The 10,286-nt window shown below is 72.6% G+C and carries 9 protein-coding genes; 4 read left to right on the top strand and 5 right to left on the bottom strand.

What is annotated here, in order from left to right; all coding sequences use genetic code 11:
• Window positions 1-71 precede the first annotated feature (71 nt).
• Window positions 72-1,817 (bottom strand): glycoside hydrolase family 3 protein, encoded by a 1,746-nt coding sequence (locus M5362_RS15110; RefSeq protein ID WP_260228018.1) that lies wholly within the window; start codon window positions 1,815-1,817, stop codon window positions 72-74.
• Window positions 1,818-1,976: 159 nt separating this feature from the next.
• Here M5362_RS15110 and M5362_RS15105 point away from each other — a divergent pair, with 159 nt between their 5' ends.
• Entirely contained in the window at window positions 1,977-2,636 is a 660-nt protein-coding gene (locus M5362_RS15105) for a TetR/AcrR family transcriptional regulator (RefSeq protein WP_260228017.1), read from the top strand.
• 117 nt (window positions 2,637-2,753) lie between these two features.
• Here the strand turns inward: M5362_RS15105 and M5362_RS15100 are convergent, their stop codons facing one another.
• Complete coding sequence (locus M5362_RS15100) at window positions 2,754-3,338, bottom strand: hypothetical protein (RefSeq protein WP_260228016.1); 585 nt, start codon at window positions 3,336-3,338, stop codon at window positions 2,754-2,756.
• Between the two features lie 112 nt (window positions 3,339-3,450).
• Complete coding sequence (locus M5362_RS15095) at window positions 3,451-4,086, bottom strand: GNAT family N-acetyltransferase (RefSeq protein WP_260228015.1); 636 nt, start codon at window positions 4,084-4,086, stop codon at window positions 3,451-3,453.
• Between the two features lie 131 nt (window positions 4,087-4,217).
• Here M5362_RS15095 and lon point away from each other — a divergent pair, with 131 nt between their 5' ends.
• The gene (gene lon / locus M5362_RS15090) at window positions 4,218-6,620 is read left to right on the top strand and encodes an endopeptidase La (protein ID WP_260228014.1); all 2,403 of its coding nucleotides are present in this window, start codon (window positions 4,218-4,220) and stop codon (window positions 6,618-6,620) included.
• Window positions 6,621-6,852: 232 nt separating this feature from the next.
• The gene (locus M5362_RS15085) at window positions 6,853-7,521 is read left to right on the top strand and encodes a DUF5701 family protein (protein ID WP_260228013.1); all 669 of its coding nucleotides are present in this window, start codon (window positions 6,853-6,855) and stop codon (window positions 7,519-7,521) included.
• Between the two features lie 139 nt (window positions 7,522-7,660).
• Here the strand turns inward: M5362_RS15085 and M5362_RS15080 are convergent, their stop codons facing one another.
• Together M5362_RS15080 and M5362_RS15075 are read right to left on the bottom strand one after the other, a co-directional pair.
• The gene (locus M5362_RS15080) at window positions 7,661-8,518 is read right to left on the bottom strand and encodes a lytic polysaccharide monooxygenase (protein ID WP_260228012.1); all 858 of its coding nucleotides are present in this window, start codon (window positions 8,516-8,518) and stop codon (window positions 7,661-7,663) included.
• A gap of 201 nt (window positions 8,519-8,719) precedes the next feature.
• Window positions 8,720-9,541 (bottom strand): lysozyme, encoded by an 822-nt coding sequence (locus tag M5362_RS15075; RefSeq protein WP_260228011.1) that lies wholly within the window; start codon window positions 9,539-9,541, stop codon window positions 8,720-8,722.
• A 210-nt stretch (window positions 9,542-9,751) separates the two neighbouring features.
• On the opposite strand from M5362_RS15075, the gene M5362_RS15070 reads away from it, so the two are divergent.
• The gene (locus M5362_RS15070; RefSeq protein ID WP_260228010.1) at window positions 9,752-10,234 is read left to right on the top strand and encodes a MarR family transcriptional regulator; all 483 of its coding nucleotides are present in this window, start codon (window positions 9,752-9,754) and stop codon (window positions 10,232-10,234) included.
• The last annotated feature ends 52 nt before the right edge of the window (window positions 10,235-10,286 follow it).

The raw sequence follows: 10,286 nt of genomic DNA, 5'->3' as shown, positions 1-10,286 counted from the left end.
CCGGGCCCCCCTCGGGCCGGCCCCGGCACCGCGGCGCGGGGCCGGTCAGGAGCCCCGCGGGTCCGGGACGGTCAGATCGCCAGTCCGTGGCCATGGGCGAAGACCGGGTCCACCGTGTCGTTCGGGACGTCCGGGCGGGCCGCCTCCACCGCGGCCATCGAGCGCGGCAGCTCGAAGGGGAGGCGCCCCTCCGCCGCCGCCCGGCCGAAGGCCACGTCGAGCAGCGCGTCGTCGCTCGCCCCGTAGTCGGCGATCAGCGCCGCCGCCTGCTCGGCGATCTCCGGCAGGACGGCCGGGCGCTCCAGGTTGACGCAGACCACCGTCGGGACCGTGCCGAGCAGCGAGAGGATCCTGGTCAGCTCGGGCTCGGCGAAGGCGAGCGAGCCGGAGTGGAAGAAGGACTCGAAGCGGTTCGGACGGTCCTCGTACGGCGTGCGCAGCCGCACCACCGCCAGCTCCGCCTCGGCCGGGGCGGCCACGACCTCCCCGTACGCCGCCGCGACGGCCGGGTCGACGTTCTCGACGTACAGCTTCGGGCGGCCGGAGAGCGGCAGCGGCCCGTCGGTGAGGACCGTGAGCGAGCGGCGCTGGGCCGCCGCGCCCGCGGCCTTGAAGTCGGCGCGGCCGACCGTCTCGGCGGCCTCGTCCGGGTCCACGTACCGCCGCTCGTCGAAGAGCCCGAGGACGAACTTCTCGCGCAGCAGCCGCCGTACGGACTCGTCGATCCGCTCCTCGGAGATCCGGCCCGACCCCACCAGCTCCACGATCACCTCGGGGCACTGCTCGCCGCCGAACTGGTCCGCGCCCGCGTCCAGCGACTTCGCCGTGCGCTCGGCGACGCTCAGGTGCTCCACGCCCCACGCCCGCGCCACGTGCTTCTCGCCGAAGATCACCGAGTCCGTCAGCAGCCCCCAGTCGGTGCAGACGATCCCCGTGAAGCCCAGCTCCTCCCGGAGCAGCCCGGTGACCACGCCCTTGTTGAAGCCGAAGCCGACCTCCTCCCAGTCGGTGCCGACCGGCTGGCCGTAGTACGGCATCATCTGCGAGCAGCCGGCGGCGACGGCGGCCCTGAACGGCTCCAGGTGGTGCTCGCGCATCCCTCCCGGGTAGACCTGCTCCTTGCCGTGCGCGAAGTGCGGGTCCTCGCCGTCCTTCTGCGGCCCGCCGCCGGGGAAGTGCTTGACCATGGCCGCCACCGAGTCCGGCCCCAGCTCCTCGCCCTGCAGGCCGCGGACGTACGCCCGGACCAGCTCGCCGGTGAGCTTCGCGTCCGAGCCGAAGGTGCCGGTCTGGCGGGCCCAGCGCGGTTCGGTGGCGAGGTCGATCTGCGGGTGCAGAGCCGTACGGAAGCCGACGGCGAGGTACTCGCGGCGCACGGTGTCGGCGAAGTGGAACACGAGCTCCGGGTCGCCGATCGCGGCGAGCCCCAGCGCCTCCGGCCAGGCGGAGAAGGCGCCGGCGTTGAAGGAGGCGCCGACGTTGTCGGTGAAGGCGTGGCGTGGGTCGGTGGAGAGCGAGACCGGGATGCCGAGCCGGGTGTTCGCGGCCATCTCCTGGACCGCGTTGTGCCAGAGGGCCATCTCGCGGGCGCCGTAGGTGCCGAGCAGGTTGAAGTGGGTGAGGTGGCGGGCCTCGACGAGCTCCGGCGTGGAGAACGGCAGCATCGAGCCGTCCGTCTCGGTCACCGGGGTGCCGTCCGCGTTCATCATCAGCATCGAGTGGAAGAGCTGGCCCGCCTTCTCCTCCAGCGACATCCGGGAGAGCAGGTCCTCGACGCGCTCGGCGACGGGGCGCGTGGCGTCCTGGTACGGGTGCATGGCGGGGCTCCTCGGGGGTGCGGGACCGAGCGGACGACGACCGTGCCGGCCTTGGCGGCCTCAGGCTAAGCTCGAAAACCGAGTAGGTACTAGGTTTCTGTGGTGTGACCTGGATCACGGAACGTAAGGGGTGTTCCGGGCAGCCTCTAAGGTGGTCCCATGCCGGAGAACAAGGGCCGAACAAGCCGCAGAAGCGCAGGCAGGGGCGGCTACGCGGTAGGTGACGAGCGCCGCCGGAAGATCCTCGACACCGCCGTCGAACACTTCGGGCAGTGGGGCTTCCACGCCTCCTCGCTCGCCCGCATCGCCCACGACTGCGGCATCACCCAGGGCGGACTGCTGCACCACTTCCGCAGCAAGGAGGACCTCCTGCTCTCGGTCCTCGCGCAGAGCGAGCGGCACGACGTCGAGCGCCTCTTCGCCGACGAACCGGTGTCCTATGCCGCCTATCTGGAGACCGTCGTCGCTCTCGTCGAGGACAACACCGGGCGACCCGGCATCGTGCGGATGTTCAACGTCCTGGCCGGTGAGTCCGGGAACGTCGGCCACCCCGCGCACCAGTACTTCAAGGAGCGCTACGCGCGCGTGCTGCGCCACACCGTCGACCTGATGGAGGCGGCCGTGCGGCGGGGGGAGCTGCGGGAGGGCATCGACTGCCGGGCCGTCGGGCAGGAGCAGCTGGCCGTGATGGACGGCCTGCAGATCCAGTGGGCGCTGGACCCGGGGTCGATGGACATGCCGGAGCGCGTACGGGCCTACCTGGACCGCCAGTTGAGAGGGATCTCCGCGACGGGGGAGGGGCTGGAGGGGACTCGCTGAGAGGGCGGCTCTTCGACGCGGCCGGTCGACGCGGCTGCTCGGCAGTGGTTCGCGTTCGCGGTTCGGGTTCGGGGTTCGGGTTCGCCGTTCGGGGCCGGTCGGCAGAAGGGCGTACGGTCAGCGCGGGTCGGTCGGGGGGCCGCCCTCGGGCAGCGCCTCGAAGACGCGCCGCAGGGCGGGCGGGCGCTCCCCATCCGCGGCGACGACCACCCGGTACCGGTGCGTGAAGACGTACTGGAAGCCGTCCTGGACCGGCTTGCCGGTCGGCCGCGTGGGGACCTTCGCGTACGCCGGGTCCTCCAGCGCGGCGCGCAGCTCGGCCACTTCGGCGGCGGTCATCCGGCCGGTGCGCGGCGGCTTCGTGCCGGAGCGGGTGGTGTAGCTGCCGTCGTAGCGGACGATCAGCTGGTTCCGGACGCCGGCGAGACCGCCGCTGACGTTCACCTCGACGAGGACCTCGCGCGGACCCGGCTCGTGGCCGTTCTTCACGGTCCCGTCCGCCCCGGTCGGGACCGGCGGCACGGAGACGCCCCCGGTTCCGGCGGGCGTCGGCTTCGCGGTCCCCTCCTGGGTCGCGACCGGAGGCGGGGTGCCCTGGTCGCCGCAGCCGGCCAGCGCCGCCGCCGACAGCAGTACCGCCGCGGCCCACAGCCCCGCCTGCCGCCGCCTGCCCGTCCCGGCCGTTCCACCCCTGAGCGTCATGCGCCCGATCATCCCCTCACCCGATCCCGTTGACCAGAGCCGCGGGCAGGCGCCGTCCCGGACGGACCGCCCGTCGTCGGCCCCGCCCTCGGTGCACCGCCCGGGGCGGTTCCTACGCGTCGCGCACGATCCCCGTCAGCGGGCACTCGTAACGCCAGCCCAGCGTGTCGTACAGGGCCAGGCCGTCCCGTGTCGCCGAGAGGACGCCCGTCGCCGCGCCCGACTGCGCGGCCGCCGCCTCCAGCGTGCGCATGACGTTCGCGCCGAGGCCGCGGCGGCGGTGGCCGGGGTGGGTCTCGATCTGGTCGGCGACCGCCGTCTCCCCCGTGGGGGCGATCTGGCCGCGGGCCGCGAGCGTGCCGTCCGGCGCCACGATCCGGACCCGGATCACGCCGTCCCTGGTCTCCGTCGTCCGCGCGTACCCCGCGGGAGCGGGCGGCCGTGCCTCCGCGTCCAGGGCCTTGCTCATCATGTAGCCCGGGTCGTCGGGGACGGTCCACCCCGGGGTGATCCACTCCGCGGCCTCCTCCGGCCCGGCCATCACCTTCAGCCACGCGTGCGGCTCGGTGATCTCCCGGCAGAGCTTGCCCACGGACACCGCGTCCGGCGCCGGCAGGACGTGCCGGAAGACGTGCGTCGGCAGCCCGACGTCGATCCGCCAGCCCCAGGGCTCGACGACGGCGGGCGGGGTGCCCCGCGAGACGGTCCAGCCCGCCACCCAGGCGGAGGTAATGGTCATGGTGTCCATGGAGGTATTACAAGTGCGGCGCTCCGCTGCGCGCCAGAGTGATCGCTCAGGGCGAACAGCCGCCGGGGAACATCGGGCGGCCCCCGTGCATTGAGTCCACATAGCTCAACTTGACTGCCGAAGGGGAGATCATGGCTTCGACGTCCTCACCGCTCACTCTGCCTGTGCTGCCGCTCGACGACGAGGTCGTGCTGCCCGGAATGGTGGTGCCGCTCGACCTGTCCGACAACGACGTACGCGCCGCGGTCGAGGCCGCCCAGGCCGCCGCCCGCTCCGGGAGCGGCAAGCCCAAGGTGCTTCTGGTGCCCCGCGTCGACGGCACGTACGCAGGGACCGGCGTCCTCGGCACCGTCGAGCAGGTCGGCCGGCTGTCCGACGGCGACCCCGGCGCACTCATCCGCGGCCTCGGCCGCGTCAGGATCGGCGCGGGCACGACCGGCCCCGGTGCCGCGCTCTGGGTCGAGGGCACCGTCGTCGAGGAGACCGTGCCCGACCCGCTGCCCGGCTCCGTGGCCGAACTCGTCAAGGAGTACAAGGCGCTGGCCACCAGCTGGCTGAAGAAGCGTGGCGCCTGGCAGGTCGTGGACCGCGTCCAGCAGATCGACGGCGTCTCCGCGCTCGCCGACAACTCCGGCTACTCGCCCTTCCTCACCGTCGAGCAGAAGGTCGAACTCCTGGAGACCGCCGACCCGGTCGCCCGCCTCAGGCTCGCCACCGCGCGGCTCCGCGAGCACCTGGCCGAGCAGGACGTGGCCGAGTCCATCGCGAAGGACGTCCAGGAGGGCGTCGACAAGCAGCAGCGCGAGTTCCTGCTGCGGCGCCAGCTGGATGCCGTACGCAAGGAGCTGCGCGACCTCAACGGCGAGACGGAGGGCGACGAGTCCGACGACTACCGGGCGCGCGTCGAGGCCGCCGACCTGCCCGAGAACGTGCGCGAGGCCGCCCTCAAGGAGGTCGAGAAGCTGGAGCGGTCCAGCGACCAGTCCCCGGAGGGTTCCTGGATCCGCACCTGGCTCGACACCGTCCTCGAACTGCCGTGGAACGAGCGGTCGGAGGACCGGTACGACATCCAGGGCGCCAAGGCCGTCCTCGACGCCGAGCACGCGGGCCTGGAGGACGTGAAGGAGCGGATCACCGAGTACCTGGCGGTCCGCAAGCGGCGCGCCGAGCGCGGTCTCGGCGTGGTCGGCGGCCGCCGCGGCGGCGCGGTCCTGGCCCTCGTCGGCCCGCCCGGCGTCGGCAAGACCTCGCTCGGCGAGTCCGTCGCGCACGCGATGGGACGGAAGTTCGTCCGGGTCGCGCTCGGCGGCGTACGGGACGAGGCGGAGATCCGCGGCCACCGCCGTACGTACGTCGGCGCCCTGCCCGGCCGGATCGTCCGGGCGATCAAGGAGGCCGGGTCGATGAACCCGGTGGTGCTCCTCGACGAGATCGACAAGGTCGGCTCGGACTACCGGGGCGACCCGGCGGCCGCGCTGCTCGAAGTCCTCGACCCGGCACAGAACCACACCTTCCGCGACCACTACCTGGAGGTCGAACTCGACCTCTCCGACGTCGTCTTCCTGGCGACGGCGAACGTCCTGGAGGCCATCCCCGAGGCCCTGCTCGACCGGATGGAGCTGGTCAGGCTCGACGGGTACACGGAGGACGAGAAGGTCGTCATCGCCCGTGACCACCTGCTGCCCCGGCAGCTGGAGCGCGCGGGCCTGGAGTCCGGCGAGGTGGTCCTGGAGGACGCGTCGCTGCGCAGGCTGGCGGGCGAGTACACCCGCGAGGCGGGCGTACGGAACCTGGAGCGGTCCATCGCGCGGCTGCTGCGGAAGATCGCGGCGCAGCACGAACTGGGCGACCGGGAGCTGCCGTTCACGGTCGGCGTCCACGATCTGCGTGGGCTGATCGGGCGGCCGCACCACATCCCGGAGTCCGCGCAGGACCCGGCCGAGCGGCGTACGTCCGTACCGGGCGTGGCGACCGGTCTCGCCGTCACGGGCGCGGGCGGTGACGTCCTCTTCGTGGAGGCGTCGCTCGCGGACCCGGAGACGGGCGCGGCGGGGCTGACCCTGACGGGCCAGCTGGGCGACGTGATGAAGGAGTCCGCACAGATCGCGCTCTCCTTCCTGCGGTCGCACGGCGCGGAGCTGGAGCTGTCCGTGACCGGTCTGAAGGACCGGGGCGTGCACATCCACTTCCCGGCGGGCGCGGTCCCCAAGGACGGGCCGAGCGCGGGCATCACGATGACGACGGCCCTGGCCTCGCTGCTCTCCGGCCGGCTCGTCCGGACGGATGTGGCGATGACCGGCGAGGTGTCGCTGACCGGGCGGGTCCTCCCGATCGGCGGCGTGAAGCAGAAGCTCCTCGCGGCCCACCGCGCGGGCATCACGACGGTCGTGATCCCGAAGCGCAACGAGGCCGATCTGGACGACGTCCCGGCGGAGATCCTGGAGAAGCTGGAGGTCCACCCGGTGACGGACGTCCGGCAGGTCCTGGAGATCGCCCTCGCCCCGGCGGAGGTGACGGTCTCCGCGGCGGCCTGAGCCGACCCGGCCACGCGAACGGGGCGCCTCTTGAAGAGGCGCCTCGTTCGCGTATGCCGGCGGCCGGAGTGCCCCTTGGGGGGCGCCCGTTCGCGTACGCCGACAGCCGGAGAGCCTCTTGGTTGGTGCCCGTTCGCGTACGCCGGCGGCCGGAGTGCCCCGTCGGGAACACAGCGGTGGGGTGCCCCGTTGACCCTCTGGCTGACGCTCGACCCGCGAACCGAGGAGTGCCTTGACCGATACGTCGTCGAACCCGACCGTGCACGAGCTTCCCCCGCTCCCGCCGCTCGCCGACCAGGCCGAGCGCCTGATCCGGCTCGGCGTGCACGAGCTCGCCGGGATTCCGGCCGCCGAGCTGCGCGCCTTCACGGAGGGGGCCGGCGGCGGACGCGACGACGTCCTGCTCGCCGTCCACCCGGACCGCGCGCCCGCCTCCGCCCTCGCGCCGCTGCTCCGCCGCGAGGAGAAGCCCGGCTTCGTCGTCGTCGACATGCCCGACGTCGACGCGTTCGCGCCGCTCGACACCGTCGAGGTGCCCGAAGCGCCGCTCTACCTCGTCACCGGCCTCGACCGCGGCGACCACATGTCCAACTGGAGCCCGGACGAGGCGCTTCCGGCCCTCGCCAAGGACGACCGCACCCCGCTGCTGCTCACCGAGGGCATCCACTGGGTGCTCCAGCAGCCGACGGCCCTGGAGCGCAACCGCTGCTTCATGACCATCGGCTCCCGGCTGCGCAAGGCGAACGGCACCTTCGACGCCCGCACCCCCGCCATCTGGATCAGCAACGGCACCGGGCGGGACGGCCGCGAGCGGAAGAACGCGCCCAAGGTCGGCTGGTGCTGGTGGAACAACCGCCACACCTGGCTGGGCTTCGCCTCCACCACGGGACGGAGCGTCTAACGCTCAGCCCCGTTCGGACGGGACCGGCACCACCGTAGAACCTCGATCTCGCTTGAGGTCAAGCGTCTGGTGCCGGCTCGTCCGTCAGGCCGTCAGGCCGTGAGGCCGTCAGGCCGTGAGGCCGTCAGGCGTCAGGCCGTCATGACGCGTTCCGTCGTCGCGTCAGGAGCAGGCTGCCCGCGCCGAAGGCCGTCAGGGCGCCGGCGCCCGCGAGGGCCAGGGGGAGCGGGGACGGGGAGTCCTGCGCGGTCTCGGCCGAGAGGGCAGGGGCCTGCTCGTCGCCGCCGTGGCCCGCGTGGCTCACCGTCGAGCGCTCGGCGCCCGCGGCGATCTTCGCCTCGCTCGGCGCCGAGGCCGCCGCCGTACCGCCGAAGGTGACGTCCGAGCAGCTGTAGAACGCCTCCGGGCTGTCGCTGCGCTGCCAGACCTTGTAGACGATGTGGCGGCCCGTGCGCGCGGGCAGGTTGCCGGTGAAGTTGTAGTAGCCGTCGGTCGCGGTGCGGGACGTGGCGTAGGTGGCCACCGGGGTCGCGTCCAGGTCCGACCACTTCAGCGGCTGGGTCGGGTCGAAGCCCTGCTTGGTGATGTAGACCGTCATCGTGCCCTGGTGGGCCGCCGTGACCCGGACCTTGAAGTCGAAGGAGCCGGCCCCGACCGCCGTGGCGGGCCAGTCGGTCCGGGCCCAGTCCAGCGCGCGGTACTTCTCGCGGTTGGCCGAGCAGAGCTTGCCGTCGGGGATCACCACCTGGTGCTGACCGTTCGCGTTGGCGATGTTCACCTCGTTCCAGTCGTAGAGCGGCTGGGTGCCGGAGTCGGCGACGAGGTCCTTGCAGACCTGCGACTTCGGCGTCTCGGGGCCCTCCGCGTAACAGGCCGCGACCCGGCTCACCGGGTTGAAGACGGCGCCGTGCGCGCCCGCGACGGACGGGGTGAGGGGGATCAACGCGGCGGCGGAGAGGGTGACGGCTGCGGCGGTGCGGCGGTACGAGGACGGCATGCGGGGCTCTCTCTCGTGCGTGGGGGAGGACGGAACGAGCAATGAGCGGGAGACGTACGGAAGTTGAAAGCCGTACGCCGCCGCCCACGAGAGTCGCATTGGTCCATACCAATCGGCAAGAGGGTGGGCGCAGAAAGACGGAGGCGGCCTCCCGGGCGCGCCGCCGCGCACCCGGGAGACCGCCGTACGTGGCGGGCCGGCTCAGCCGTTGGCCAGTGCCTGCACCCGCGAGAGGTCGCCGTTGAAGCGGTTGTGGTCGCCGACCGTCGGGCCGGTCGAGGTGTACTGCCACATCGTGTAGTAGGGCCAGCCGGCCGGGAGCGTGCCGACCGCCGCCGCGTACCGCGCGACCCAGAGCGGGTTGCTCGCGCCGAAGCCCGCGTAGTTGCCCGTGCACTGCGTCCACCAGCTCGTCGCCGTGTAGATCACCGCGTCACGGCCGGTCCGCGCCTTGTAGCGGTTGAGGAAGTCCCGGATCCACGTGACCATCGCGGACTGCGACTTGCCGTAACAGGTCGCCCCGTACGGGTTCCACTCGATGTCCAGCGCGCCCGGCAGCGTCCTGCCGTCCCGGGACCAGCCGCCGCCGTTGTCGACGAAGTAGTCGGCCTGGGCGGTGCCGGTCGTGGTGTCCGGGGTGGCGAAGTGGTACGCGCCGCGGATCATGCCCACGTTGTACGAGCCGTTGTACTGCTGCGCGAAGTAGGGGTTCTTGTAGTAGGTGCCCTCCGTCGCCTTGACGTAGGCCCACTTCACCCCGCTGTTCCACAGGGTCGACCAGGCCACGTTCCCCTGGTGGCTGGAGACGTCCACGCCTTCGGTCTGGGCGGCCCGAGGTGTTCCGGGCGTGCCGCTCCGGCCGTCGTGCTCGACGACGCCCATGCCCATGTGGGCGGAGCCGCGTGGGGGAGCGGCCTCGGTGCCGGCCGCGTTCGCCGGACCGGAGAGGGTGAGGGGCAGGAGGAGTGCCAGGGCCGCGAGCGCGGCGCCGGCGAAGGTCTTTCCGGATCTGTGCACGGGCATTGCGTGCCTCCGAAAGGCTCGGTGGGGGAGCGTGCCTGACAGTCCTGGTATGGACATGTCACGGATGAAGCTACGCACGTAGACCGGCCCGGCGGAAGGGGGTCCGGGTGCTGCCGTTGGTCTACGCCTGCGAAATACTGAAGGAGCTGCGGCGATGGCCGCGGCCGGAAGAAACTTTCAGCGACCGGAAAGCGTGCGAGGGGTGCTGACGTGCACGGAAGCGGTACGGGGAGTGAAGGCGATCCCACGACGAGGAGTGGTGTGGACCAGGAATTCCTCGCCCTGGAGCGGGAACTGGCGGTCTTTCTGCGTCGCGCCCGCGCCCAGTCCGGCGAGATGGCCCGCGAGGTCCACCCGGAGCTCGAACCCGCCGCGTACGGCCTCTTCGTACGGTTGGAGGACACCGGCCCCCAGCGCGCCACCGAACTCGCGGGCTACTTCGGCGTCGGCAAGGCGACCCTGAGCCGTCAGCTCCGCGCCCTGGAGGAGCTCGGACTCGTCGCCCGCGACCCCGACCCGGCCGACGGGCGCGCCTCGCTCGTCCGGCTGACGGAGGAGGGCCGGCTCCGCTTCCGGCGGGTACGGGACGCACGGCGCGGGCGGTACGTCCGCAAGCTCGCGGACTGGGACCGCGGCGAGGTCGCCGAACTGGCCCGCCTGCTCCACCAGCTGAACACCCGCGCGGAGGGCTGACGCGGGCCCCGGCGTCCCGCGTGCCCCGCGCGGAGAGTGCGCCGGGGCCTCG

The sequence above is a fragment of the Streptomyces sp. Je 1-79 genome (genome assembly GCF_025195125.1).
GTDB lineage: Bacteria > Actinomycetota > Actinomycetes > Streptomycetales > Streptomycetaceae > Streptomyces.
Note: the sequence above shows the minus strand (reverse complement) of the source record. Positions and strands in the feature narration are given on the sequence as shown.

What these genes read in the sequence shown, in the direction of transcription:
- M5362_RS15110 (WP_260228018.1), bottom strand. Translation starts at nt 1,817, where the DNA reads ATGCACCCGTACCAGGACGCCACGCGCCCCGTCGCCGAGCGCGTCGAG.
- M5362_RS15105 (WP_260228017.1), top strand. Translation starts at nt 1,977, where the DNA reads ATGCCGGAGAACAAGGGCCGAACAAGCCGCAGAAGCGCAGGCAGGGGC.
- M5362_RS15100 (WP_260228016.1), bottom strand. Translation starts at nt 3,338, where the DNA reads ATGACGCTCAGGGGTGGAACGGCCGGGACGGGCAGGCGGCGGCAGGCG.
- M5362_RS15095 (WP_260228015.1), bottom strand. Translation starts at nt 4,086, where the DNA reads ATGGACACCATGACCATTACCTCCGCCTGGGTGGCGGGCTGGACCGTC.
- lon (WP_260228014.1), top strand. Translation starts at nt 4,218, where the DNA reads ATGGCTTCGACGTCCTCACCGCTCACTCTGCCTGTGCTGCCGCTCGAC.
- M5362_RS15080 (WP_260228012.1), bottom strand. Translation starts at nt 8,518, where the DNA reads ATGCCGTCCTCGTACCGCCGCACCGCCGCAGCCGTCACCCTCTCCGCC.
- M5362_RS15075 (WP_260228011.1), bottom strand. Translation starts at nt 9,541, where the DNA reads ATGCCCGTGCACAGATCCGGAAAGACCTTCGCCGGCGCCGCGCTCGCG.